23 protein-coding genes are annotated in these 23961 nt (G+C 66.4%); 10 read left to right on the forward strand and 13 right to left on the reverse strand.

Translation table 11 applies throughout. From position 1 onward, the window contains the following. The first annotated feature begins 100 nt into the window (after positions 1 to 100). The gene (locus BOO71_RS23780; protein WP_075836736.1) at positions 101 to 1600 is read left to right on the forward strand and encodes an amidohydrolase; all 1500 of its coding nucleotides are present in this window, start codon (positions 101 to 103) and stop codon (positions 1598 to 1600) included. A 4-nt stretch (positions 1601 to 1604) separates the two neighbouring features. Here the strand turns inward: BOO71_RS23780 and BOO71_RS23785 are convergent, their stop codons facing one another. Both BOO71_RS23785 and BOO71_RS23790 read right to left on the reverse strand, forming a co-directional pair. Continuing rightward, positions 1605 to 2105 carry a trypco2 family protein gene (locus tag BOO71_RS23785; protein ID WP_075836737.1) on the reverse strand — a complete coding sequence of 167 codons (501 nt, stop codon included), beginning with the start codon at positions 2103 to 2105 and terminating at the stop codon, positions 1605 to 1607. A gap of 151 nt (positions 2106 to 2256) precedes the next feature. Continuing rightward, on the reverse strand, positions 2257 to 2994 hold the full coding sequence (locus BOO71_RS23790) for a YebC/PmpR family DNA-binding transcriptional regulator (RefSeq protein WP_075836738.1): 738 nt from the start codon (positions 2992 to 2994) through the stop codon (positions 2257 to 2259). A 475-nt stretch (positions 2995 to 3469) separates the two neighbouring features. On the opposite strand from BOO71_RS23790, the gene BOO71_RS23795 reads away from it, so the two are divergent. From BOO71_RS23795 to tal, 3 genes are all read left to right on the forward strand, one after another. Beyond that, a complete protein-coding gene (locus BOO71_RS23795; RefSeq protein ID WP_075836739.1) occupies positions 3470 to 5248 on the forward strand; it encodes an SLC13 family permease in 1779 nt (592 codons plus the stop codon). Positions 5249 to 5399: 151 nt separating this feature from the next. Continuing rightward, positions 5400 to 5954 (forward strand): DAK2 domain-containing protein, encoded by a 555-nt coding sequence (locus BOO71_RS23800; RefSeq protein ID WP_075836740.1) that lies wholly within the window; start codon positions 5400 to 5402, stop codon positions 5952 to 5954. Positions 5955 to 5982: 28 nt separating this feature from the next. Next, positions 5983 to 6948, forward strand: coding sequence for a transaldolase (gene tal / locus BOO71_RS23805; RefSeq protein ID WP_075836741.1), 966 nt, complete (start codon positions 5983 to 5985; stop codon positions 6946 to 6948). 92 nt (positions 6949 to 7040) lie between these two features. Here the strand turns inward: tal and BOO71_RS23810 are convergent, their stop codons facing one another. From BOO71_RS23810 to minD, 4 genes are all read right to left on the reverse strand, one after another. Next, the gene (locus tag BOO71_RS23810) at positions 7041 to 8279 is read right to left on the reverse strand and encodes an MFS transporter (RefSeq protein ID WP_075836742.1); all 1239 of its coding nucleotides are present in this window, start codon (positions 8277 to 8279) and stop codon (positions 7041 to 7043) included. A 97-nt stretch (positions 8280 to 8376) separates the two neighbouring features. Then, the gene (locus tag BOO71_RS23815) at positions 8377 to 9456 is read right to left on the reverse strand and encodes an FtsW/RodA/SpoVE family cell cycle protein (protein WP_075836743.1); all 1080 of its coding nucleotides are present in this window, start codon (positions 9454 to 9456) and stop codon (positions 8377 to 8379) included. Between the two features lie 291 nt (positions 9457 to 9747). Beyond that, the gene (gene minE, locus BOO71_RS23820) at positions 9748 to 9999 is read right to left on the reverse strand and encodes a cell division topological specificity factor MinE (RefSeq protein ID WP_075836744.1); all 252 of its coding nucleotides are present in this window, start codon (positions 9997 to 9999) and stop codon (positions 9748 to 9750) included. A gap of 1 nt (position 10000) precedes the next feature. Next, positions 10001 to 10801 carry a septum site-determining protein MinD gene (gene minD / locus BOO71_RS23825; protein ID WP_075836745.1) on the reverse strand — a complete coding sequence of 267 codons (801 nt, stop codon included), beginning with the start codon at positions 10799 to 10801 and terminating at the stop codon, positions 10001 to 10003. 103 nt (positions 10802 to 10904) lie between these two features. Here minD and BOO71_RS23830 point away from each other — a divergent pair, with 103 nt between their 5' ends. The 3 genes from BOO71_RS23830 (at position 10905) to BOO71_RS23840 (ending at position 14434) form a co-directional block, all read left to right on the forward strand. Next, complete coding sequence (locus BOO71_RS23830) at positions 10905 to 11849, forward strand: carbohydrate kinase family protein (protein WP_083653786.1); 945 nt, start codon at positions 10905 to 10907, stop codon at positions 11847 to 11849. A 107-nt stretch (positions 11850 to 11956) separates the two neighbouring features. Next, positions 11957 to 13453: a peroxidase family protein gene (locus BOO71_RS23835; protein WP_075836747.1), complete on the forward strand. Its 1497-nt coding sequence runs from the start codon at positions 11957 to 11959 to the stop codon at positions 13451 to 13453. Between the two features lie 42 nt (positions 13454 to 13495). Further along, positions 13496 to 14434, forward strand: coding sequence for a pseudouridine-5'-phosphate glycosidase (locus tag BOO71_RS23840; protein ID WP_075836748.1), 939 nt, complete (start codon positions 13496 to 13498; stop codon positions 14432 to 14434). Between the two features lie 77 nt (positions 14435 to 14511). Here BOO71_RS23840 and BOO71_RS27395 read toward each other — a convergent pair whose 3' ends face one another. From BOO71_RS27395 to metK, 3 genes are all read right to left on the reverse strand, one after another. Next, positions 14512 to 14946 carry a DUF7452 domain-containing protein gene (locus BOO71_RS27395; protein WP_075836749.1) on the reverse strand — a complete coding sequence of 145 codons (435 nt, stop codon included), beginning with the start codon at positions 14944 to 14946 and terminating at the stop codon, positions 14512 to 14514. Between the two features lie 67 nt (positions 14947 to 15013). Continuing rightward, a complete protein-coding gene (locus BOO71_RS23850) occupies positions 15014 to 15484 on the reverse strand; it encodes an Ig-like domain-containing protein (RefSeq protein ID WP_139323168.1) in 471 nt (156 codons plus the stop codon). Between the two features lie 232 nt (positions 15485 to 15716). After that, positions 15717 to 16940 carry a methionine adenosyltransferase gene (metK, locus tag BOO71_RS23855; protein ID WP_075836751.1) on the reverse strand — a complete coding sequence of 408 codons (1224 nt, stop codon included), beginning with the start codon at positions 16938 to 16940 and terminating at the stop codon, positions 15717 to 15719. Between the two features lie 220 nt (positions 16941 to 17160). On the opposite strand from metK, the gene BOO71_RS23860 reads away from it, so the two are divergent. The 3 genes from BOO71_RS23860 (at position 17161) to phoU (ending at position 19566) form a co-directional block, all read left to right on the forward strand. Next, entirely contained in the window at positions 17161 to 17850 is a 690-nt protein-coding gene (locus tag BOO71_RS23860) for a winged helix-turn-helix domain-containing protein (RefSeq protein ID WP_075836752.1), read from the forward strand. Next, positions 17847 to 18800, forward strand: coding sequence for a sensor histidine kinase (locus BOO71_RS23865; RefSeq protein ID WP_075836753.1), 954 nt, complete (start codon positions 17847 to 17849; stop codon positions 18798 to 18800). Before BOO71_RS23860 ends, BOO71_RS23865 begins: the two co-directional genes overlap by 4 nt. A gap of 121 nt (positions 18801 to 18921) precedes the next feature. Continuing rightward, the gene (gene phoU, locus BOO71_RS23870; protein ID WP_075836754.1) at positions 18922 to 19566 is read left to right on the forward strand and encodes a phosphate signaling complex protein PhoU; all 645 of its coding nucleotides are present in this window, start codon (positions 18922 to 18924) and stop codon (positions 19564 to 19566) included. A gap of 13 nt (positions 19567 to 19579) precedes the next feature. Here the strand turns inward: phoU and BOO71_RS23875 are convergent, their stop codons facing one another. The 4 genes from BOO71_RS23875 to BOO71_RS23890 all read right to left on the reverse strand — a co-directional run bounded on the left by BOO71_RS23875 (position 19580) and on the right by BOO71_RS23890 (position 23737). After that, a complete protein-coding gene (locus BOO71_RS23875) occupies positions 19580 to 20128 on the reverse strand; it encodes a hypothetical protein (protein WP_075836755.1) in 549 nt (182 codons plus the stop codon). Positions 20129 to 20191: 63 nt separating this feature from the next. After that, positions 20192 to 21022 carry an isoprenyl transferase gene (locus BOO71_RS23880; RefSeq protein ID WP_075836756.1) on the reverse strand — a complete coding sequence of 277 codons (831 nt, stop codon included), beginning with the start codon at positions 21020 to 21022 and terminating at the stop codon, positions 20192 to 20194. A 43-nt stretch (positions 21023 to 21065) separates the two neighbouring features. Beyond that, complete coding sequence (gene mutY / locus BOO71_RS23885; protein ID WP_139323169.1) at positions 21066 to 22145, reverse strand: A/G-specific adenine glycosylase; 1080 nt, start codon at positions 22143 to 22145, stop codon at positions 21066 to 21068. A gap of 188 nt (positions 22146 to 22333) precedes the next feature. Continuing rightward, the gene (locus BOO71_RS23890) at positions 22334 to 23737 is read right to left on the reverse strand and encodes a hypothetical protein (protein ID WP_075836757.1); all 1404 of its coding nucleotides are present in this window, start codon (positions 23735 to 23737) and stop codon (positions 22334 to 22336) included. Positions 23738 to 23961: the final 224 nt, after the last annotated feature.

Here is a 23961-nt window from a genome sequence, read left to right on the forward strand (position 1 = left end):
CCTGCCTGACAAACGGCTGTGGGATGCGCTGTCAGTCGTCCGGGTGGCGCGGGACGGCCCGCGTTTCCGTCTCCCGGTTCCGTGTACTAGTCTGCGGACCATGACCCAACCCATGACCATCATCCAGGCCCAGGTCATCACCCAGGACCGCGCCATGCCGCGTGCCGAGGCCGTGTTGGTGGGCGGCGGACGCGTGCTGGCGGTGGGCGAGGCGGCGGACCTGCGGGCGCTGACCCTGCGCGCCGAAGTCCTCGATCACCGTGACCTGCTCCTGACGCCGGGGCTGTGCGACGCCCACACGCATCTGGTGGCCTACGGGTTCTCGCTGTCGCAGATCAACCTGCACGGCGCACGCAGCGTCTCCGAGGTGCAGGCCCGGGTGGCGCAGGTGGCGATGAACACCCCCGCCGGAACCTGGATTCGCGGCGGCGGCTTTCTGCTCTCGGAACTGGGACTGAACGGCTACCCCACGGCGGCCCTGCTGGACGAGGTCAGCCCCCATCACCCGGTGCAACTTTTCTCGCGCGATCTGCATATGACCTGGGTGAACAGCGCTGGCCTGCGCGCCGCCGGAATCACGGCGGAAACCCTCGATCCAGAGGGCGGCCAGATCGTGCGCCCCCTGGGCTGCCTGCTGGAACAGGCCAGCGGGCTGGTCTCTGCCGTGATGCCCGCGCCCAGCGAGGCCGAGTATCTGAAGGCAGCGAAGGCCGGGGCCGACGATCTGGCCAGTCGTGGGTATGTCAGCACACACACGATGGCCTACGAATCGCCCGATGCCCCCCGCGCCATCCAGATACTGGCGGCGCGTGGCGAGCTGCCGCTGAGAATCTGGGCCTGCCTGCCACACACCCGGCTGGACGCGGCCCGCGAACTGGGCATCGGCTCTGGCGGCAGCGGACTGTTCCAGTGGGGCGGCGTCAAATTCTTTGCGGACGGCGCGCTGGGTAGCCGCACCGCCTGGCTGCACGCGCCCGGTTTCGCCGACGGTTCCGGTACCGGGATCGCGCTGGACCCCCCTGAACTGATCCGCGAGCGCGGTCTGGAAGCCATCGCCCTGGGCCTGACTCCCGTGACCCACGCCATCGGGGACCGGGCCAACACTGAGGTGCTGAACGTCTACGACGACTTGCGCGCCGCCGCCGAGGCAAAGGGCATCCGCCTGAGAATCGAGCATTCCCAGCACCTGCGCCCGGAGGACATTCCGCGCCACAGAGGCTTCGTGTGCAGCGTGCAGCCCATCCATCTTCAGGCCGACGCGCCCATGATCCGCGAACTGATGCCGCATCTGGCAGACGGCAGTTACGCCTTCAAATCCCTGATGGACGCCGGGGCGATTCTGGCCTTCGGCAGCGACGCCCCGGTGGCGGCCCCCGATCCACGCGCCAGTTTTGCCGCCGCGATCACCCGCGTGGACGACAGCGGGGGACGGCTGGCCCCCGCCGAGGCCATGACCGTGGAGGACGTGCTGTGGGCGCACACGCGCGGCCCCGCGATGGCGGCGGGCTGGGAAGACGAGGGCCACATTCGCCCCGGCGCACGCGCGGCCTTCACGCTCTGGGACAAGTTGGGCGGCAACGCGCGGGCGCTGGTGCTATAGCGATTCAGGCCAGCGGGGCCAGTTTCAGCGTGACGGTATGCATGCGCTCCTCGCCCGCGCCGCCGCCGATTTTGCCGATGTACAGGCTGCCGTCTTCCTTGACCGCCACTGCAAAGACCAGTTGGCCGCCCACCGAGCGGAACGGCAGTTGACCCGAAAGCTGTTCCCACGCCCCGGCCCCGATTCGCAGGGCGTTGATGCCCGCGATGAGCTGATACGGCAGGTCCACGGGCAGCGACTCCGGGGCAAAGCTTTTTTGCACGGGCCTCCGCTCCCAGCACAGCGAGAGGGTCTGGGTCTGGGCGCTGGTTTCCTGGCCCTCTACCGTGATCAGCTTCCACTCGAAGCCGCCGCCCGCTTGCTGTGACAGCACCGTCTTCAGCTCCAGCTCGATGTGCTGCACCACCAGCGCGCTGGGATCGCCGCTTTCCTTCCCAAAGTCCTGGGCCACACTGGCCTGCACCGCCGTCACGAATTCCAGCACCGACACGGCTCTGTTGGGCATGTTTCTCCCCCGGCGCAGTCTCAAAGAAGACGGGGGCGGGGGCCGGAAACTGCGGGCGGCACCGCGCCGTTCGTTCCTGTGCTTGCCAGCGATCTGTAAGCCTGGAAACGATCTGGGACCAGTCTACGCCTGCGCTCCGGCGGGGCCTCGGTTATTCCTCTTCTTCATCCTCTGGCATGTCGGCGTTGGAATAGACGTTCTGCACGTCGTCCAGTTCTTCCAGCGCATCGATGATGACCAGCAGTTTGCGGACGTCGTCGCCCTCCACGGTGACCAGCACGTTGGGAATCATGGTCAGGGCCGCGTTCTCGATCTCGTAGCCCGCGCCGCTCAGGGCCTCCTGCACGGCGTACAGATCGGCGGGGCCGGTGCTGATTTCCAGCCCTTCCTCAGATTCCTGAATGTCCTCCGCGCCGTTCTCGATGGCGATTTCCTGCACGGCTTCGGCGGTGTCGCGCAGCAGCAGCACGCCTTTTTTCTCGAACTGCCACGCCACGCTGCCGCTGGTGCCCAAGGACCCGCCGCGCTTGTTGAACACGGCGCGAATATCGGCCACGGTGCGGTTGACGTTGTCGGTCAGCGCCTCGATGAAGATGGCCGTGCCGCCGGGGCCGTAGCCCTCGTAGGTCACTTCCTTGAATTCGGCGGCCCCGGCTTCCGCGCCCAACGCCCGTTTAACGGCGTTTTCAATGTTGTCTATCGGCACGGTGTCGGTCTTGGCTGCTGCAATCGCATTTTTCAGAGACAGATTGCCTGCCGGATCGCCGCCGCCGCCGCTGCGGACTGCCGCCCCGATGGCGCGGATGTGCTTGCTGTACATCGCGCTGCGCTTCTTGTCGTTCGCGCCTTTCTTGCGCTTGATCTGGGACCATTTGCTGTGACCTGCCATATGGCAGATTCTAACGCCAGAGGCCCGGCGCGGGCACGCCCTGCCCACAACCTCAACTTCTCAAAACAAAAGGCTGCGTTGACCAAAAGAGAGACGGACAGCCTGGGTAAAAGGGTGTTCAGCCCGGTGAAACTATGCCTAAATCACAGCATACCCGCAGGTGCAGACGTCAAAGAAACCCCTCAGTCTGCTTCGCAGCCAGCTCCCCTCAAAAGGGAGCCAAGGAGCGCCGCTGCACGGTCAATTCTCGACCCTTGCCTCCCTTCCAAGGGGAGGTGCCCCGGAGGGGCGGACTCGCAGAGCTGCGAAGCAGAGGGGTTAAACCGCAGACAGCTACCCCAAAAACCAGCCCCACCGCCTCTCTAAACCCCACCCAAACGTGCCGTCCCCCAACCCCACCCCTAGAATGCGCGCAGCCTATGCCCACGCTAGCCCACCCCGTTTCCAGCCTCCGAAGTTCTCCCCGGTTGCGCCCATGACCACCCCGCAACTGCTTGTATTTGCCACCCTGTTCGGTGCGCTGGTGCTGTTCGTGTGGGGCAAATGGCGCTACGACGTGGTGGGCATGCTGGCGCTGCTCACGCTCACGCTGACCGGCGTGGTCAAGGGCAACGATGCCTTCAAGGGCTTTTCCGAACCCGCCGTGATCACGGTGGCCGCCGTGCTGGTGATCAGTCAGGCGCTGCAAAAGACCGGGCTGGTCAATGTGCTGGTGCGCGGGCTGGGGCGGGTGGGCACCAACATGACCGTGCAGGTGCTGGCGATGTGCGCCGTGGTGGCCTTTCTCAGCTCGATCATGAACAACGTGGGCGCGCTGGCGATCATGCTGCCGGTGGCGATCACCCTGGCAAACCGCGCGGGCAGATCGGCCAGCACGCTGCTGATGCCGCTGGCCTTCGCCTCGCTGCTGGGCGGCATGACCACCCTGATCGGTACGCCGCCCAACCTGATCATCTCCAACCTGCGCCGCGACCTGCTGGGCGAGGCGTACAACATGTTCAGCTTTACCCCGGTGGGCGTGGCGGTGGCGGCGGCGGGCGTGCTGTATCTGGCCTTTTTAGGCTGGCGGCTGCTGCCCCAGCGGGTGTCCGGCGAGAACCGCGCGGACCTGTACCGCATGGCCGACTACATGACCGAGGTGCGCCTGCCGAACGGGAGTCCGCTGGCCGGGCAGCGCGTGATGGACCTGGGGAAGGTGGAGGGCGTGCAGGTGGTCTCTCTGGTGCGCGGCGAATCGCAGCGCCCCTTTCCCACGCCGTTCACGGTGCTTCAAGCAGACGACGTGCTGATCGTGGAGGCCACCGCCGCCAAGCTGACCGAGCTGGTGGAGGACGGCCAACTGACCCTGGTGGGCAACGAGACCATCACCCCCGAGCAACTGGCCTCCGACGACGTGACGCTGGCCGAAGTGGTGGTCACGGCGCTGTCGCCCATCGTGGGCCAGAGCGCAGTCAGCCTGCGCCTGCGCCAGCGCTTCAACATCAACCTGATCGCGGTCTCGCGCCAGGGCCAGCGCCTGCGCGAGCGGCTGGTCAACGCTAAATTCAAGGCCGGGGACGTGCTGCTGGTGCATGGTCCGCGCACCTCCATCGACGAAGCACTCAGCACCCTGGGCTGCCTGCCCTTGCGCGAGCGGGCGCTGGACATGGTGCCCGCCGGGCAGACCCGCAAGATGCTGCTGACCGGCGGCATTTTCCTGGTTGCCATTCTGGCCGCCACTCTGAACCTGCTGCCGGTGGCCGTGTCCTTCACCGCCGCCGCCACCCTGATGCTGCTGCTGCGCCTGATCAACCTGCGCGACGTGTACGAGAGCATCGAGTGGCCTATCCTGGTGCTGCTGGCCACCCTGATCCCGGTGGGCGCGGCGCTGTCCAGCACTGGGGGCGCGAATCTGATCGCCGAGACCTTGCTGGGCCTCACCAGTGGCTGGCCGACGATGGCCGTGCTGGTGGTGGTCATGATCCTGACCATGAACCTGTCGGACATCATCAACAACGCCGCCGCCGCGCTGATCACCGCGCCGATTGCCATCAAGATCGCGCAGGGGCTGGACGCCAACCCGGACGCCTTTCTGATCGCCGTGGCGGTGGCGGCCAGCAGCGCCTTCCTGACCCCCATCGGGCACCAGAGCAATACGCTGGTCATGGGGCCGGGGGGCTATAAATTCAGCGATTACTGGAAGGTGGGCCTGCCGATGGAAATTATCGTGGTGGCGGTGGGCGCACCGATGATCGCGCTGGTGTGGGGGCTGTAAGGGGCCGGGAACGGCGCGTGGTGGATTGGGGAACACGGCGGATTCACAAAGGATTGACAATGTTGCGCCCGCCGCCCCGGCGTTAAGCTGGGGGCGAGATGCGCCGGAACCGCCCTATGTTTTTCCAGCTTCCGGCCAATGGAGGAACCGCATGACATCCAAACAGAGCGTGCCCACCGCGCAGGCCGTCGGCATGGTTCAGATGCTGATCGATGAGGTCGCTGCACAGCCTGGACTGGCGCTGGGACAGGCATTTTCTCTGGCCCGTGGGCGCATGGCCGCCCGCCCTGGCCCGCCTGAAGTGGGCGGCGCGCTGGAAGACCTGGGCCTGACGCTCACCGGAAGCACCGACAACCTGGAAGCGCCGCTGTACGGCAATGTTTTTCTGGCGATGGCCGGGGCACTTCAGGGCGCAGACACGGTGGACCGCGAGAACTTCGGCGAGGCGCTGACCGCCGGGCTGGATTCCGTGCAGACCGTGGGCGACACCAGCCCGGCCCGTCGGCAACTGATCGACACCCTGATTGCGGCCCGCAACGCCTACCGCGAGGCGGCGCAGGATGGGCAACCCTTCGCCGTGTGCCTGGACCGGATGGTCGCGGCCAGTCAGACAGTCAGTCAGCTAGACGATGCCCCGGCCAGCCGCACCCTTCCAGCGCTCATACTGCAAACGATGGCGCGTTCCCTTCAGGGTGCGCTGAACTGAAATTCCCCTTTCTCCACGGAGGTCCACCATGAATCCTACCCAGACCGCAGTCGGAACCGACAAACTCGAACAGCTCAAGGCCGTGACCGTCGTTGTCGCGGATACCGGCGACATTGAGGCCATCAAGAAGTACGAGCCGCAGGACTGCACCACCAACCCGTCGCTGATCCTCAAAGCCTCGCAGATGGAGGGCTATCAGGGCCTGATGGACGAGGCGCGCGGCTGGCTGAAGGCGGGCGAAAGCGTGGACGACGTGATCGACAAACTGACCGTCCGCGTCGGCACCGAGCTGACCAAGATCGTCCCCGGCAACGTCTCCACGGAAGTGGACGCCCGCCTGTCCTTCGACCAGGACGCCCTGCTGGCCCGCGCCCGCCACCTGATCGCCCTGTACGAGGAGGGCGGCGTGGGCAAGGACCGTATCCTGATCAAGCTGGCCTCCACCTGGGAAGGCGTCGAGGCGGCGCGCATCCTGCAAAAAGAGGGCATCCGCTGCAACATGACCCTGCTGTTCAACATCGAGCAGGCGATTGCCAGCGCCCAGGCCGGGGCGTACCTGATCTCGCCCTTCGTGGGCCGGATTACCGACTGGTACAAGAAATCCACCGGCACCAAGGATTACCCCGTCGATGAAGACCCCGGCGTGCTGTCGGTGCGCGAGATCTACCACCACTTCAAGTCTCACGGCTACGAAACGATCATCATGGGCGCGTCCTTCCGCAGCGCCGCGCAGGTGGAAGCCCTGGCCGGGTGTGACCGCCTGACCATCAGCCCGCAACTGCTGGGCGAACTGTCCGAAGACACCGGCAAGCTGGAAGTCCGGCTGGACGAGAAGATGGGCCACGAGACCGAGGACATGCTCACCGAGGCGCAGTTCCGCTACAGTCTCGCCAGCAACGCGATGGCGGGCGAGAAGCTCTATGAAGGCATCAGGGGCTTCGCCGCCGACACCGAGAAGCTGGGCAAGCTGCTGGCCGAGGTCAAGCAGAACTGAAGACCTGATCGTGTGTGAACCGAGCCGTCTTGCCGCCCTGAATGTTCAGGCGGTCAGGCGGTTTCTTCATGCAGGGCGAAATTCTGGCTGTTTCAGCGCACAGCCGGGGCCAGATCGCGCAGTGCCCAGCGCAGACCCCAGGCGGTGACGAGTCCAGTGGCGGCCAGGAGAACCCAGGGCAGGGCAGGCACGCCTATGCTGGTGCCCGTGTCCACCAGCCAGCCGCCCAGCACGCTGCCCAGCGCCCCGCCTATCCCGAGGCTGATGGCGCTGAAGCCGAAGTAACTGCCCACCTGCCCGGCGGGGGCAAAGCGGGCGGTCAGGGTCTGCTGGGTGGGGTAGACCAGCATGGTGCCCAGGCTGTACAGCCCCACGCACAGCAGCAGTGCCCCGAAAGTGGAGGCCAGCGCCATCAGCCCCAGCGCCACGCCCACCGCGCCCACGGCCAGCGTCAGCACCGTGCGGACGCGTAGATAGCGCTCGGCCAGCCGCAATAGCGGGTATTGCAGCGCTACCGCCAGCCCCGCCGACACCGCGTACAGCGGCCCGGTGGCCTGCGGTCCCGCCAGCGCAATCGCCTTGAGGGTGATCGCCACGTTGATCTGTGTACTCAGCAGAAAGTAGCCGATCAGCACCAGGGTAAAGCGGCGAAACGGTGCGTTGTTGGCGGCGGCGCGCAGGCCAGCCATCCCACTCCCCGGCGGACGTTTCGGCGGGCGCACATGCGGCAGGGTCAGGCCCATCACGGCGGCGGCCAGCAGGTACACACATGCCGAGGCCAGGGCCGCCACCTGAAAGCCCAGCCCCAGCAGTGCCGCCCCGATCAGCGGCCCCGTCACCATGCCCAGATTGCCCGAGATGCTCGCCAGACTGAACATCTGCGTGCGGTGTTCCGGCTGGGTTACGGCAGTAATGGCCGCGTTCTTGGGCGCGTCGAACAGCCCCCCCCCGATCCCTGCCAGCAGTGCTGAGGCCAGCAGGACCGGCAGTGTGCCACTGAAGGCCATCCACGCGAAGCCCAGCGAGCGCAGCACGCATCCGGCCAGAATCAGTGGCTTGGGACCCACCCGGTCTGCCCACGCCCCGCCCAGTACGGTCAGGCCCTGTTGCGTCAGTTGCCGCAGGCCCAGCACCAGCCCCACGCTGGCCGCCGCCCAGCCCAGCCCACCCGATTCCACGGACCCCGCGAAATGCACCGTGATGAGGGGAATCACGGCGAAGAATCCGCCCCACATCAAAAAGTTGGAGGCGATCAGGCCCAGTTGCGCCCCGGACAGGCGGAACGGTGGGGGCTGGGCTGGGGCCAGAGGTGGGGGCGCGGTGACGGTCAAGCGCTCTCGCTCTTCATCTTTTCCCACACCCTACAACCCACACCCTACAACCCACACCCTACAACCCACACCCTACAACCCACACCCCGCATCCTGCTCAGATCGATCCCTCGAAACGGTCCCGGTAGACCACGTAGGCCAGCCCCAGCGTCGCCAGCGTGCTGACCAGACTGCTCAGGCCGTAGCTGATCAGCGGCAGCGTGATCCCGGTCAGCGGCAGCACGCCCAGCGCCGCGCCGATGTTCTCCAGCGCCTGAAACCCCACCTGCCCCAGCACGCCCGCAAACAGAATCTGGTCCTGCAAGCGGGGTGATCCCGCTGCCATCCCGGCCAGTCCCCAGAACAGCAGGCCGTACAGCGCCAGCACCGCCAGCCCGCCCACCAGCCCCTGTTCCTCGGCCCAGGTGCTGAAGGCAAAGTCGGTGTGCGCTTCCGGCAAGAAGCCGTTGTGGGACTGGCTGCCCTGCTTGTACCCCTTGCCCTGCACGCCGCCCGAACCCACGGCAATCGTGCTTTGAATCACCTGATACCCCGCCCCGCGCGGGTCCTGGTACGGGTCCAGAAAGATGGTCAGCCGCTTTTGCTGGTACGGCTCCAGATGCGGGTACAGCACGGTGGGCACGGCAGCGCCCACCAGCAGCACGGCCACCAGCGCGTGCCACCACGGAATGCGCGCGGCCAGCAGCATCACCCCGAAGATCACGCTCAGGACCAGCGCCCCGCCGAAATCCTGAATGACCACCAGCCCCACGGCAGGCAGGAAAACGGCAAAGGCCCACAGGTAGGTCCTCATCCCTTTGTACCCGGCGCGCAGGGCCACCGCCAGCATCAGAATCAGGGCGAACTTCAGGATTTCGAGGGGCTGAAACTGAACCGGGCCGATCTCGATCCAGTTGCGCTGGCCGTTGATCTCGCGGCCAATGACAAACGTGCTGGCCTGAAGCAGCAGCGCCGAACCGTAGACCCACGGTGCAAAGGCATAGATGCGCTCTCTGCCCGCCCACCACAGCAGCGCCAGCGGCACGGCGGCCAGACCCACCCCGATCAGTTGCTTGGTAAAAATCCCCGGTGCGGCGCGTGGCGACAGCGCGGCGGTGCTGACCGTCATCAGGCCCACCACCAGCAGCGCCGCGATGATCAGCGGAAAACGCAGATCGTATTTAAAGGCTTCCCTCACCCCTACAGGCTACGGCACAGGCCACGGCCAGAGGTGGGAATTCCCGGCGCTGCGGAACTGGGAGACGCCAGACGGCCAGTCCACCAAGACCCACTCCTAAGCCAGACTCACAGGCAGGCCACATTCCTTTCCTATGTTCGGACCATGAAATTCAAGACTAAGAATGCAGCGCTGGGCGCGGGTCTGGCGCTTGGCCTAGCGATAGGCAGCGTGTGGGGCCGGGGTCTGCCAGATAAATAAAGCGCCGCCGAACTGATGATGTCCGGCGGCGCAGGTTGAACAGGACTCGCTTCAGGGCTTGGTGCGGCCCTGTGCGTTCTCGTCGATGGGAATGTTGGCCAGCAGCACCACCATGTCGCCGCGCTGCTCGATCTCGATGCTGCTCTGGCCGGTGGGGAAGTACCGCCGCACCACTTCCAGCAGGTCGTTTCTCAGGGCTTCCACCTTGCCGGGGGGAATCTGGGCGCGGTCATAGGCCAGCACCAGTTCCAGGCGGTCTTTCAGGGTTTCTTTCGTGCGCCCACGCTTGAGCCAGGAAAACATGTCAGGCCCCCCCAAAGAGACGGCGCAGGGCGGCCAGGAATCCACCTTCCACATCGGGTTTGGGATACGGCACGTCTTCACCTTTCAGGCGGCGGGCGGTGGCCATGAACGCCTCGCCCGCGCGGGTTTTGCCCAGCACGGCGGGTTCGCCGATGTTGGTGGACACGATGATGCCCTCGTCCTCGGGCACCACGCCAATCGGCTTAACCCCCAGGATGTCCAGAATATCGGCCTCAGACAGCATGTTGCCGCTGGCGACCATCTTGGGGCGCAGGCGGTTGATGACCAGCCGGATTTCATTGATCTGCTGCGCTTCCAGCAGGCCGATAATGCGGTCCGCGTCGCGCACGCTGGAGACCTCGGGGTTGACGACCACCAGCGCGCCCGTGGCCGGGGCCGCAGCCGTGCGGAACCCCGACTCGATCCCGGCAGGCGAGTCGATCAGCACGCGGTCAAAGCCCTCGGTCTCGATCAGGCCGCGCACCACTTCCTTGAACACTTCGGGGTCCAGGGCGTCCTTGTCGCGGGTCTGGCTGGCTGGCAGCAGGTGCAGGTTCTCGACGCGCTTGTCGCGGATCAGCGCCTGACTCATGCGGCACTTGCCCTCCAGCACGTCGATCAGGTCAAAGACCACCCGCGATTCCAGACCCATCACCACGTCCAGATTTCGCAGGCCCACGTCCACGTCGATCACCACGACCTTCTCTCCCAGCTTGGCGAGAGCCGCTCCGATGTTCGCGGTGGTCGTGGTTTTTCCCACGCCACCCTTGCCCGACGTGACCACAATTACCTTGGCATCCATTGCCCGGCAGTGTAGCGCGTGTGACGCTTTGGCGTGGGCGGTGGGCAAGTTGGTGGTGGGCTGAGCGGCGGCGCAAGTTGAAAGCCGCTGGCATACTCGGCCAATGGTTTCCCCTCCTCTCTCCCAGATGGCCCAGGTCATCGCTATCGGCGGCGCGAATATGGACCTCAAGGTGCAGACGCTGGCCCCCGCCGTGCCCGGCACCAGCAATCCGGGCCGCGCCGCGCAGGCTCCCGGCGGCGTGGCCCGCAACGTGGCCGAGAATCTGGCCCGCCTGGGCGTGGGCGTGGCCCTGCTCTCGGCGGTGGGCACGGACGCGCTGGGAGACGGACTGCTGCGGCAGGCAGCGGAGGCGGGCGTGGACGTGTCGCCCACATTGCGCTTGCCGGAGGGGGTCACGGGAACCTACACGGCGGTGCTGGACAGCGGCGGCGAATTGCTGATCGCGGTGGCGGCGATGGAAATCATGGACGCTCTGATCCCGTCGGTTTTGATTGAGCGGGAAAGCATGTTGCGTGGCGCGGCCTACATCGTCGCGGACGGCAACCTGTCCCCCGAAACGCTGGAGCATCTGCTTTCGCAGGAGAACCGGGTCATTTTCGAGCCGGTCAGCGTGCCCAAGGCGGTGCGGTTGCTGCCCGCATTAGAAGCTGGACACGCGCCCTGGGCCGTCACGCCCAATCTGGCCGAACTCTCGGCCCTGGTGGGGACCGAAGTATCGGACGAAGCCGCCGCCATTCGCGAGGCGGCGCTGACCCTGCATGGGCGCGGCGTGGAAGTGGTGTGGGTGCGGCGCGGCGTGCGCGGAAGTCTGCTGTCCACCGCAGGCAGAGCGGATGAATTGCCTGCCCTGTCCGCCGATGTGCAGGACGTGACAGGAGCTGGGGACGCCATGCTGGCCGCGTTCCTGGTGGCGCTGCTGGCCGGGGAAACGTTGCCGGACGCGGCGCGCGAGGCCCATGCGGCGGCGGCTCTGACGGTGGAAAGTGCGCAGACGGTGGTGCCGGACCTGACGCGGGCGGCGGTGCGTCAGCGGGCGGGTTTCTGATCATGGTCTGATCACGCCCCTGGTTCTAGGGTGACCCAAGGTTCAGTTAACGGCTGTGGGGAACGGTCCCGCAGGGGTGTGCTGGGCATCAACCAGGAGGGTCAGGTATGACCAGACACGGGCATTATCCGATGGGTGGGGAAAATCCGCCGCGCAGTGTGGCCTACGAGCAGGGCAAGTTCGGGCGGCTGTTTCCGACGCTGCCGTCTATCGGGCTGGACACGCCGACGCTCCGCGCCGCACTGATGGAACTGGGGCAGAAAGGCGGGCTGATGGACGCGGGCGACGATCTCAGCGATCCGGTGGCCCTGATCACCGATCCGGCGCGCAGCGTGAACAACCCCAACAACCCGGACCTGTCGGCGGGCATGACCTTTCTGGGGCAGTTTCTGGACCATGACCTGACCTTCGACCCGACCTCCAGCCTGGAGCGGCAGGTAGACCCGGAGGCCATTTCCAACTTCCGCACGCCTGCGCTGGAGCTGGACAGCGTGTATAGCAGTGGGCCGGGCGCGACGCCGCACCTGTACGATCAGCAGCCCGCCGATGCCTTTGACCGGGGCATCAAGCTGCTGACCGAGGCGATTCCTGATTGCGAGGCTGTGTCGCGCGGCGGCGTGACCCGCCACGATCTGCCGCGCAACAGCCAGGGCGTGGCCCTGACCGGCGACCCACGCAACGACGAGAATCTGATCGTCTCGCAGCTTCATCTGGCCTTGCTGCGCTTCCACAATGCGGCGGTGGACCATGTGCGCGCCGAGCTGGGCCTGTCCGCCCGCCCCGCCGAGGTCTTCACCGAGGCCCAGCGGCTGGTGCGCTGGCATTACCAGTGGATGATCCTGCACGAATTCCTCCCTGGAACCTGCGGCCCAGGCGTGGTGCAGGACGTGCTGGAGAACGGGCGCAAGTTCTACAAGTGGCACAACGCGCCGTACATTCCCGTGGAATTCAGCGTGGCGGCCTACCGCTTCGGGCATTCGCAGGTGCGCCCCAGCTACCGCGCCAACTTCGGTGCAGACGACGCGGGGCAGTTCTTCGGGCTGATCCTGGATGCCAGTCTGCCGCCCAGCCCCGACCCGGACGACCTGCGCGGCGAACACCGCGCGCCCCGGCGTTTCGTGGACTGGCAGACCTTCTTCGATTTCGGCGACGGGCGGATGCGGCCCAACAAGAAGATCGACACCAAACTGTCCAGCGTGCTGTTTGCCCTGCCCGGTTTCGGCGCGGGCGAGGTGGCCTCGCTGGCCCAGCGCAACCTGCTGCGCCAGCTCACCTTCAGCGTGCCCTCCGGGCAGCGGGTGGCCCGCGCCATGAAGCTGGACGAACTGCTTCCGGCAGACCTGGCGGACCTGAAAGACCTGCACTTGGAAGCCCGCACGCCGCTGTGGTACTACATCCTGCGCGAGGCGGACGTGCAGCAGGATGGCAAACGCCTGGGCGCAGTGGGCGCGCGCATCGTCACTGAGGTCTTTGTGGGCGTGCTGGAGGGCGATCACACCTCTTATCTGGCCCTGGACCCCGAGTGGACTCCCATGTTCGGCCAGAACGGCGAATTCGGGATCACGGACCTGCTGAAATTCGCGGGTGTGGTGGTGGATTTCTAGCGTCGATAGCAAGACCCTGCGCCCTCGCGTACCCTGAGTCCCATGAATCTCCACCCTATCCGTCCTGAAGTTGCCGCCCTGATGGACCTGACCCCCGAAGTCGCCGCCGCCCTGAAGGCGGGGAAGCCCGTGGTGGCGCTGGAAAGCACCATCATCAGCCACGGGATGCCGTACCCGCAGAATGTGGAGATGGCGCGCGGTGTCGAACAGATCGTGCGCGACAACGGCGCGACCCCCGCCACGATTGCCGTGCTGGGCGGACGCCTGAAAGTGGGTCTGACGCCCGACGAACTGGAGAAGCTCGCCACCGACAAATCCGTGCAGAAGATCAGCACCCGTGACCTGCCCGTGACGGTGGCGCTGGGGCAGAACGGCGCGACGACGGTGGCCTCCACCATGCGGATCGCGTCGCTGGCGGGCATCCGCGTGTTTGCCACGGGCGGTACAGGGGGCGTCCACCGGGGCGCGGGCCAGACGATGGACATCAGCGCGGACCTGCTGGAACTGGCCCGCACCGAGGTCTGCGTGGTCAGCGCGGGCGTCAAGAGCATCTTGGACATCGGCCTGACGCTGGAAGTGCTGGAAACCCAGGGCATCCCGGCCATCACGCTGGGCAGTGACGAATTCCCCGCCTTCTATTCGCGCCGCAGCGGTTTTGCCTCGCCCCTGAGTGTGGCGAACGAGGCCGAGGCGGCCCGCGTGCTACACGCCAAATGGACGCTGGGCCTCGGCGGCGGCGTGATGCTCGCCAACCCTGTGCCTGCCGACGCCGAGATTCCTGCCGAGGAGATGGCCGGGCAGATCGAACAGGCGCTGTCGGACATGAACGCGCTGGGATTGACCGGCAAGGACACCACGCCCTATCTGCTGGGCCGCATCGTGGAAATTACCGGCGGACGCAGTCTGGAAACGAATATCGCCCTCGTGCGGCACAACGCGGCGGTGGCGGCACGGGTGGCCGTGGAGTACGCGCGCCTGTAGGTGGAGGGGCCACAGCGGGAGAGCCGGGAGGCATGTTCCCCCCGGCTCTCCCGCTGTGTGTGCCCCCTGTCCCGGCGTCAGGGCTTGGTGACCATCACGTTGAACGACAGTCCGGCGGGCATGATCTTGGTGGTGTCCTGATAGAAGATGCACCACTTGCTGGTCGTGTACCACACACCAATCGGGTACGGCACGTAGCCGCTGGGGGTGGGCGAGGGCGGGCTGTAGTTGGGGGTCACGAACACCAGCGCGGTGGGCGTGCTGTTGCTGGCCGGGTTGTCAATGCAGGTCCAGTTGGACGTGATGTTGGTTGCCGTGCTGGTGTGGATGAAGGCTACCACCTTGGTATCCAGGCGGCGCAACTCGGTCTGGGCGGACTGGAAATTGGTGTTCATGTCGGCGGCCTTGATCGCCGATCCAGCCGTGAAGGTGTTGGGGACGGTGTAGAGCGCAGCCAGGGCAGGGGCGGACAGGGCGGCGGTCAGGGCGGTCAGGGTCAGCAGCTTTTTCATGGGGTGTCCTCCGGGTAGGGTGGTGGGGTGGCTAGTGGAGTGGGCGGCGCGGTTCACTGGACTGGATTCACTGGAAGACGGCCTCATCCCAATTGCTGCTGTCCCAGACGCCTGCCGTGGAAGCGCTGACCGTCACGGTGACCACCTGCGCGGCAGACACCGTGGAGTTGCCAGCGGCGTCGTAGGCGCGGGCCGTGTAGCTGTGGCTGCCGCTGCTGCCTGCGGCCAGGGTCACGCTCAGGCTGTAGGGTTCGCTGGTGTCCTCGCCCAGCGGGGCCACGCCGTCAAAGAAACTGACCTTGCTGACGCCCACGTTGTCGCTGGCGGCGGCGCTCAGGGTCACAGTGCCGCCCTCGGCTGCCGCCGCCGGAGTGGCGCTCAGGGTGACCGTGGGGGCCTGGGTATCGCCTGTTGGCGCGTCGCCGCCGCCACAGGCGCTGAGCAGCACGCTCAGCAGCAGTGGGGCGGCGTACATGGCCACCCGCCACAGCCCCGGCGAACGTGCCCTGATCTTCGGTGTAGACCTGAATGTCTGCATGCATCCTCCCCGAAGCCGGGAAAAAGCTGTGCTGGGGACCGCCGGTGCGCGGTATCAGCTCCTTTTGCCCTGCTCCTGAACACAGCATGAGACAGCCCCCATGATCAACCCGTGATCAATATGGCTGCGGTCAAAATCAGGTCAAGGGCACATGCTGGAGGCTGTCTTTCTCCCTCTGGCATGTGCCCTTTGATGTGGATGTCGTGTTTGGGAAGTTTTCCTCCCGCCCTGCTTACGCCTCTTGCGGAACGGCCCCCGATACCCGCAGGATTTCGGCCTTATCCGTCTGCTCCCACGGGAACTCAGGGCGTCCAAAGTGACCGTAGGCGGCGGTCTGGGCGTAAATCGGGCGCTGGAGATCCAGTTGGGCAATGATGGCCTGTGGACGGGCGTCAAAGTGGGCGCTGACCAGTTCGGCCAGGCGTTCGTCGCTCAGCTTGCCGGTGCTGTAGGTGTCCACGCGCAGGCTGACCGGATGGGCGCGGCCAATGGCGTAGGCCACCTCTACCAGCGCGCGGCGGGCCAGTCCGGCGGCCACCAGATTCTTGGCAATGTAGCGGGCGTAATACGCCGCCGAGCGGTCCACCTTGGTGGGGTCTTTGCCCGAAAAGGCCCCGCCGCCGTGTGGCACGGCTCCGCCGTAGGTGTCCACGATGATCTTGCGTCCGGTCAGGCCGGTATCGCCGTGCGGCCCGCCGATCACGAAACGTCCACTGGGATTGATGAAGTATTTGGTCTGGGCCGTCAGGAGTTCGGCGGGAATTACCGCCCGAATGACGTGTTCCAGCATGTCTGCCCTGATGCGTTCCTGCGTGGCGTCCTCGTCGTGCTGGGTGCTGATGACCACGGTGTCCACGCTGACCGCGCCGCCCTCGTGCGGTTCGCCGTCGCGCACCACGGTCACCTGCGCCTTGGCGTCGGGCCGCAGGTAGGGCAGCATGCCGTCCTTGCGGAGTTCGGCGATGCGGCGCGTCAGCGCGTGCGCCAGACTGATCGGCAGCGGCATCAGCTCCGGCGTCTCATCGGTGGCGTAGCCGAACATCAGGCCCTGATCGCCCGCACCGATGCGGCTGTGGGCATTCTTCGGGTCTGCCTGCTGCTGCGGCGTCATTTCACGCCATTCCTCGGAGGTATCCACCCCCGCCCCGATTTCCGGCGACTGCTCGTGGATGGCGACCAGCACGGCGCTGTACTCGGCGTCGAAACCGTAGTCGGCGCGGGTGTAGCCCACCGTCTTGACGGCCTCGCGCACGGTTTTCTGGATGTCCACATGGGCGGTCTCGGCGCGGACCTCGCCTGCCACCACGGCCATGCCGGTGGTCAGCAGCGTTTCCACTGCCACCCGGCTGCCCGGCTCCTGGCGCAGAAATTCATCGAGAATGCTGTCTGAGATGAAGTCCGCGAGTTTATCCGGGTGACCTTCCGAAACTGATTCTGAGGTATAGAACTTTTGCATGTCTAAGCTCCTTGCGTGCCGGGCGGCGTCTCACAGAACGGCCTGGAGAGGGATGGCGCTGTGTTCCCGGTCACGGCCTGCCGCTCCATGCCCGGAGCGCGGCAAGTGCAGGGTAACGCACAGGGGCGGGGGCAAAAAAGGAAGGGATGGCCCCATTCATCCGCCGCCCTACTGCCCACGCCTGACATCCCCCTGACCTGAGCGGTCAGAATGGAAGGCAATGAGCCACGTCGTTGTCATTGAGGACGAGGAAACCGTACGGGATGTGCTGCGCTTTCACCTGGAGCGTGCCGGGCTGCGGGTCACGGCGTTGGCCTCCACGGCAGGAGCGCTGGACGCCCTGGCCGACGCCGACGCCCTGGTGCTGGACTGGATGCTGCCCGGCGAGAGCGGTCTGGGCTTTCTGCGCCGCCTGCGTGACGACGCCGAACTGCGCCGCCTGCCGGTGCTGATGCTGACCGCCCGCGCCGCCGAGGCCGAGCGCGTGGAGGGCCTGGAAACGGGGGCGGACGACTACCTGACCAAGCCCTTTTCCGCTGCCGAACTGGTGGCCCGCGTGCGCGCCCTGCTGCGGCGCACCCAGCCGGACACGCCCCAGACGCTGACCAACGGCCCGCTGGCAATCGATATGGGCGGCGCAGAGGCCAGCGTGGCCGGGCAGAAACTGAACCTGACCCGCCGTGAATTTGATCTGCTGGCCTTTCTGACCCAGCACACCGGACGGGTCTACTCGCGCACCGAGCTACTGGACCGGGTGTGGGGCGCGGATTTCCTGGGCGGCGAGCGCACGGTGGACCAGCACGTCACGCAACTGCGCGCCCACCTGGGCGAGACGGTGGGCCAGCCCGCCTTTCTGGAAACGGTGCGCGGCAAGGGCTACCGCATGCGCCCGTGGTCCGGGGAAAAATGACGGCAGCCTCTGGCACGGTCCCGGACTTCTGGATCGACGCGCTGCCCCAGGCGGTGCTGCTGTGCGGCGGCGGCAACGTGGTCCGCATCAACGCGGCGGCCTCACGGTTGTGGGGCGTCACGCAGGCGCGGGCGGCGGGCCGTCCGGTGCTGGAGGTGGTGCGGCGGCATACCTTAGAGGCCCTGATCGAGCGCGGCGGTGAACTGGAGCTGGAGGTGGGCGGGCGCACCCTGCGCTGCACGGCCACCCGCGACGGCGAGGTCTCGGCCCTGGTGGTCGAGGACATTACCGAACACCACCGCCGCGAGGCCGAACTGCGCGAGGCCACCGCCGTCCTCTCGCACGAGTTCCGCACCCCGGTCACGGCCCTGCGCGGCGTGCTGGAGGCGCTGGAATACGACATGCCGCGCGAGCTGTCGCAGAATTTCGTGCGCCAGGGCTTGCAGGAAACGGGGCGGCTGGCCCGGCTGGTAGAAGACCTGGCCGTGGGTTTTCGGCCCACCCGCGCCCGCACCCTGCCACTGGCCGAGGCTTTTGCCCGCGCCGAACGCCTGCTGGAAAATGAGTTGACCGCGCGCGGCTCCCGCCTGAGCTTCGGCCCGGACCATCTGGTGCGCGCCGATCCCGATAAATTGCTTCAGGTGCTGCTCAACCTGATCGAGAATGCCCTGAAATACGGCCCACCGGGCCAGGACATCGAGGTCCAGACTGCCGGGCGCGGCACCTGGGCCGAGGTCTGCGTGCTGGATCACGGCCCGCCCATCCCAGATACCGACAGTCTGTTTCAGGCCCACACGCGCGGCGTCCACGCCAGCGGCCAGGGCAGCGGCATGGGCCTGTACATCGTCCGCAGCGTCGTTCAGGGTTGGGGCGGTCAGGCGTGGGCAACGCGCGCAGGCGGGCGCAATGCCTTCTGCTTCACGCTGCCGGGGGTCGGGGGAAGGGGCTAGCAAGGTGCTCGTCAGAGATTGTCCGCCCGTCTGTCGGAACCGTCCGGCAGACCTCCCCCTGACCCTCCCCTGACGTGCCGGGTGCTACGTTGCCCCAGGCTGACCGCCCCCAGGAGTTCCCATGCGTGAAGTGCTTGAAAACGATCTGAGAAGCGTCCTGAACGGCGCTCTGAACATGCTGGGCACCGTCGAACAGATGCTGCCGGTGGCCGCCGACGTGCTGCTACGCGAACAGACCGAGCGGCTCTCTGAAGTGCGCGCCCTGGATCTGGAGGTAGACGCTCAGGAGGCCCGGATCGAGGCCGAATGCTTGCGGATCATCGCGCTGCACCAGCCGGTGGCCCGTGACCTGCGGCTGGTGGCGCTGATCCTCAAGAGCCTGTCGGATATCGAGCGCATGGGCGATTACGTGGTCCATGTGGCCGAGGACGGCGCGGAACTGGCACAGGCCCCGGCCCTCAAGAAATACGTCAATCTGGCGCGGATGCTGGCCCGCCTGGGCGAGATGAGCCAGAACCTGCGCACGGCCATCGCGGACCGCGACGTGGCCCGCGCCGAGGCCACCATCGTCATGGACGACGAGGTCGATGACCTGTACGAGCAGATTCAGCGCGAACTGGTGACCTACATGCTCGAAGACCCGCGCAACATCAGCAAGGCGCTGATGCTGATGCGGGTGGGGCGCAGCCTGGAACGTGTCGGCGACCACATGGAAAACGTCGCCGAACGCGTGCGCTACTGGGTCACGGGCGTGCGGGAGGCGTAGGGATCAGGTCGCCTCAGCTCTGGGTCACGCGGCAACTGCCGCCGTACACCGTGCTGAGCTTGGCGAACAGGCCGTCGATCTCCTCCTGTGAGCCGGACAGCCCCACGCCCTCGTAACTGGTCTGGGCGTTGTTGTAGGACTGGCGGATGAAACAGACCACCAGCCGCTCTGGATTGGAAATATCCCAGACCTGAAAACGCGTCCCCTGCTGCACCTCGTACAGGTTGATGTAGCCGTTGTCGCCGTCGTAGTACCAGTCTCCACCGCTACGGTATCTGGGTGGCGCAGCCGTCAGGGTGATCTTGCTTCTCAGGGCATTGTTGTTCTGATCCAGGCCGCTGATGGTCCAGACAGACTCTGCTTTGATGGGATAGCGGGGGGACCTGGACTCGGGTTTCTTGGCGCTGGAGTCGCCAGTGGCCAGACTGCCCGTCACAGAAGTGCTGGGGGCTGGAATCTTGACGCCAAAATCGCTGGTGGCAGGCGCACAGGACCCCAGCGAGACGGCGGTGGTCAGGACGGCGAGAGACAGCAGGGTAGATTTGAGCAGAGCGGATTTCACAGAAAAAATTGTAGAGGATTCCCTGCGCTGGGAGAACAAAAATGACACTTCCCCCGGCGGGGGTTATTTCCCGAATCTACGATCCCTACCCTGAAAGTCGCGCAGCGCCCGCAGGAAGTCCACCCGCCGGAAGCCCGGCCAGTACACGTCGCAAAAGTAGTACTCGGAATACACGCTCTGCCACAGCATGAAGCCGGACAGCCGGATCTCGCCGCTGGTGCGAATGATGAAATCGGGGTCTGGGGTGTCGGCGGTGTACAGGTGGGCGCTGATGTGGTCCGGGGCCAGTTCGGCGGCTGCCTGTTCCAGCGACATTCCAGCGGCGGCCTGGGCGTTCAAATGCGTCTTGACCGCGTCCACGATTTCCTCGCGCCCACCGTAGCCCACGGCGATGTTCAGGCGCATGCCGTCGTAGTGGGCGGTCTTTTCCTCCAGCTCACGCAGCGCGTCCAGCACATGTCCCGGAAAGTTGCTGTGCTGGCCGATGGCGCGGACCTTGACCCGGTTGGCGTGGATGCGCGGATCGGTGGACAGGTTCAGCGCCTCGCGCTCCAGCAGGCTCAGGATGTGCGCGATCTCCTGCGGATCGCGGTTGTTGTTGTCGGTGGACAGCACCCAGATGGTCACGGCAGGAATGCCCAGTTCCAGGCACCACTGCAAGACCTCGTGCGCCTTGTCTGCGCCGAAGGAATGCCCCATCTCAAGCCCCATGCCCCCGGCGCGCGCGTAGCGGCGGTTGCCGTCCAGAATCAGGCCCAGATGACGTGGTAGTTTGCCGCCCGCCGCCACTTCACGGGCCAGCCGTTGCTCGTAACCCCACAGCAGCGCCCCACGCGCCGCACTGCGCGTTTTCTGAAGCGTGCGGACGGCGGCGGCAGCGGGGTTGGACTTCATAGACTGGGGTAGTTTAGCGCGCCAGAAAACATCGGGGCGTCCCTCAAACGGATGAACCGTCTGTGAGAGCGGTGGCAAAGAGGCTTTCCTGCCGCGTTCGCAGCAGCCCCAGCGCCTTGTGGTCCAGTCGGGAGAGTGCCGCCGCCGCCACCGTCTGCCCAGGTGAGTCGGAGGCCGCCGCATACACATGCAGGGTGATCTGGCGGTGCGTCATGCTGTGCTGGACCTGCCCCAACAACTCGCCTGGACGCGCACCCAGCCGGGCGCACAGCACTTCCAACGCTTTCAACACTGTCGCCTCCGTCTGCTGCGGGCCGATCTCAAGCATTGGCAGGCCCATCAGCCCGCCCAGCAGGCCACCTTCACGCCGCTCCAGCACGGCCTCCCGCTCATCTCCGATCAGCACGGCCACGGCCTGAACCGTCCGCACCGCCGCCCGGACTTTAGGGGCAGGAAAGGATGTTGGCGTGCCACTTGCCAGCGCCGCACAGTGGGCCGACAGCGGACATTCGGCGCAGCGCGGGGCCTTGGGCGTGCAGACCGTTGCGCCCAGGTCCATGACCGCCTCGTTCCACGCGCCGGGGCGGGCGGGGCACAGCAGGGCGTCGGCCCGCGCCTGAATCCAGGCGTCTGTCGGTCTCGCCTCGCCGTAGAGCCGCGCCAGCACGCGGCGCACATTGCCGTCGTTGACTGCACAGGCCCCACCAAAGGCCAGACTCGCCACGGCGGCGGCGGTGTACGGCCCCACCCCTGGCAGCGCCAGCCAGCCCCCGTAATCGCCCGGAAAGCCGTTTTGAACGATGGCTTTTGCCGCACGGTGCAGGTTGCGGGCGCGGGCGTAATAGCCGCAGCCTTCCCAGGCTTTCAACACGGCTTCTATGGGGGCTTCGGCCAGCGCCCGCACGTCGGGAAACGCCTCCAGAAAGCGGTCATAGTAGTGCAGGCCGCGCGCCACCTGGGTCTGCTGGAGCAGAATCTCAGCCACCCACACGCGGTAGGGGTCACGCGCGCCCTCTGTGCCCAGCCGCCACGGCAACTCACGGCCCGATGCGTCAAACCACGCCAGCAGCGCCGTGCGAATCTCGGGGATGGCTGTGGAAACGGGGTCTGGAACAGCAATCACCGCGCCAGTGTAGAGGCGCGGTGCTGGAAAAACAGTGCGTTTTGTCGGGAGCGGAGAACTCCTCTAGAGCAGTTGTCATAAAAATGGTCTTTTTATGACCGAGCGGAGCGAGTGACTTTTACTGGGCAGGACGGAGAATGGAGTCGCCGGAAGTCATTTATTCCGGCGACTCCATTCGGAGAACTGCTCTAGGCCCGCAGACCCAGGCCCTCGCGCTGGGCGGTTTCCGGCCTGCTGCCCGCTGGGGTGCGGACGCGGCGGCGCACGCCATCGGCGTACTCGGCCAGATCGGTCAGGAGGTCCGCCACGCCCACACGCAGCAGGAACTGGCCGCCGGGCAGCGGGGTCAGGGCCAGGAAGGGCGCGCGGGTCAGGGTTTCGAGGATGCTGCCCAGTTCGGCGTAATTGACGCCGCTGCCCAGTTTCTCGGCCAGGCGCGGCACGCTGATCACGCTGTGCGCGGGCTGCTGGGCCAGTGTCAGCAGCACGAAGCTGAAGACGCCGCGCTGCGCCAGATAGGCGCTGACCAGTTCCGCGATGCTGGCCGCAGATTCCATGTCCACATGCCCGGCCTTCCAGTACCCGCGCAGGTCCACCGGGGACAGCGGGGACAGCCGCGCGTGTTCGATCAGGGCTTCCAGCGCCTCGTGGGTCAGGCGGGACACACCCTGCGGGTCCTCGCCCTCGCTGCACAGCATGACGCGGTAGCCGGGTTCCTCATTCCAGGCGGGCGAGGTCCGGGCCTGCTCGTCCAGCGCCACCAGCACCGCGTAACCGTGCGCGCCCAGCTCAGCCTTCAACCTCAGCACGCCGCCGCCCAGATCGTCCAGGCGGTAGCCGGTCAGGTGGGCCAGTTCGGCCAGTTGTGCTGCTGGCTGCCCGGCCTCCGCGCCGCGCCGAACTTCGGGGGCGGCGCGCGGTGTCGGGGCGGACGGTCCTGCGGCCACGGCCTGGGCGGTGGCGGCTGACCCGGCAGGCGCACTGGATGCAGGCTGACTGGAAACGGGCTGGCTAAGAACGGGAACGCTGCCCCACTCGGCCTGGGTCCGTTCGGCGGGTGGTCTGGGCTGAACGCGGCCCACCTGTGTCTGGGCTGCCGCTTCCACCGCATTGGCCCGCACCTCGGTCACCCGGACATCGCCCGCGCCGGTTTCGGGGGCGGGTGCCTCGGCAGGCACGGCTGGACGGGCTTCTGTAGGCTGGACCTGCGGCACTTCCTGCATCCGCACCTCGCGCACGTGGGGGGTGGAGGACACCACCGCGCGGCGCGTTTCCGGGGCCTTGTTGGGTTCGCGGCGGGGCGAGGCCGGCGGCGCGTAGGGCTTGACGATGGCCTCCACCTGATAGCGTGCCGGGGCCAGATTGGTAATGGTCAACACGTCGTTGACGCCCAGATGTTGCGCGTGATACAGCCCGCCCAGACCCCAGATACGGGCGCGCTCGGTATCCACCTGCACGTTGTGTTCGTCGCCCTTGTCGTCCACGAAGACGGCGGGACCGCTCTGGTTGAAAGTGGGTTGCAGGTATTTCAGGATGCTGAGACTGCCTTCTTGCAGACAGGGCCGGGTCACGATGTAACGCATTGATTTCATGCGGGAAACCTCCATTTGAAACGCACGCACCTGACCTGGCAGGCCAACGGCGCGTGATGGTGCGGTCTGAATTGTCTCTAAAGTAGCAGAATCCGGCGGTCTACGGGGCGTTTACCACCCCCCTGCCCCCGACGTCCCCCCAGGGTGGCCAGAGATGGGAAAGATGAGGCGAGGCGCAAGCCCCTGGCGGCCCACCCAGCACAGCTCGTGGGTCCTCTTTTCAC

The organism is Deinococcus marmoris, assembly GCF_001949125.1.
In the GTDB taxonomy this organism is placed as follows: domain Bacteria; phylum Deinococcota; class Deinococci; order Deinococcales; family Deinococcaceae; genus Deinococcus; species Deinococcus marmoris_A.

What these genes read in the sequence shown, in the direction of transcription:
- BOO71_RS23780 (WP_075836736.1), top strand. Translation starts at nt 101, where the DNA reads ATGACCCAACCCATGACCATCATCCAGGCCCAGGTCATCACCCAGGAC.
- BOO71_RS23785 (WP_075836737.1), bottom strand. Translation starts at nt 2,105, where the DNA reads ATGCCCAACAGAGCCGTGTCGGTGCTGGAATTCGTGACGGCGGTGCAG.
- BOO71_RS23790 (WP_075836738.1), bottom strand. Translation starts at nt 2,994, where the DNA reads ATGGCAGGTCACAGCAAATGGTCCCAGATCAAGCGCAAGAAAGGCGCG.
- BOO71_RS23795 (WP_075836739.1), top strand. Translation starts at nt 3,470, where the DNA reads ATGACCACCCCGCAACTGCTTGTATTTGCCACCCTGTTCGGTGCGCTG.
- BOO71_RS23800 (WP_075836740.1), top strand. Translation starts at nt 5,400, where the DNA reads ATGACATCCAAACAGAGCGTGCCCACCGCGCAGGCCGTCGGCATGGTT.
- tal (WP_075836741.1), top strand. Translation starts at nt 5,983, where the DNA reads ATGAATCCTACCCAGACCGCAGTCGGAACCGACAAACTCGAACAGCTC.
- minE (WP_075836744.1), bottom strand. Translation starts at nt 9,999, where the DNA reads ATGTTTTCCTGGCTCAAGCGTGGGCGCACGAAAGAAACCCTGAAAGAC.
- minD (WP_075836745.1), bottom strand. Translation starts at nt 10,801, where the DNA reads ATGGATGCCAAGGTAATTGTGGTCACGTCGGGCAAGGGTGGCGTGGGA.
- BOO71_RS23830 (WP_083653786.1), top strand. Translation starts at nt 10,905, where the DNA reads ATGGTTTCCCCTCCTCTCTCCCAGATGGCCCAGGTCATCGCTATCGGC.
- BOO71_RS23835 (WP_075836747.1), top strand. Translation starts at nt 11,957, where the DNA reads ATGACCAGACACGGGCATTATCCGATGGGTGGGGAAAATCCGCCGCGC.
- BOO71_RS23840 (WP_075836748.1), top strand. Translation starts at nt 13,496, where the DNA reads ATGAATCTCCACCCTATCCGTCCTGAAGTTGCCGCCCTGATGGACCTG.
- BOO71_RS27395 (WP_075836749.1), bottom strand. Translation starts at nt 14,946, where the DNA reads ATGAAAAAGCTGCTGACCCTGACCGCCCTGACCGCCGCCCTGTCCGCC.
- BOO71_RS23850 (WP_139323168.1), bottom strand. Translation starts at nt 15,484, where the DNA reads ATGCAGACATTCAGGTCTACACCGAAGATCAGGGCACGTTCGCCGGGG.
- metK (WP_075836751.1), bottom strand. Translation starts at nt 16,940, where the DNA reads ATGCAAAAGTTCTATACCTCAGAATCAGTTTCGGAAGGTCACCCGGAT.
- BOO71_RS23860 (WP_075836752.1), top strand. Translation starts at nt 17,161, where the DNA reads ATGAGCCACGTCGTTGTCATTGAGGACGAGGAAACCGTACGGGATGTG.
- BOO71_RS23865 (WP_075836753.1), top strand. Translation starts at nt 17,847, where the DNA reads ATGACGGCAGCCTCTGGCACGGTCCCGGACTTCTGGATCGACGCGCTG.
- phoU (WP_075836754.1), top strand. Translation starts at nt 18,922, where the DNA reads ATGCGTGAAGTGCTTGAAAACGATCTGAGAAGCGTCCTGAACGGCGCT.
- BOO71_RS23880 (WP_075836756.1), bottom strand. Translation starts at nt 21,022, where the DNA reads ATGAAGTCCAACCCCGCTGCCGCCGCCGTCCGCACGCTTCAGAAAACG.
- BOO71_RS23890 (WP_075836757.1), bottom strand. Translation starts at nt 23,737, where the DNA reads ATGAAATCAATGCGTTACATCGTGACCCGGCCCTGTCTGCAAGAAGGC.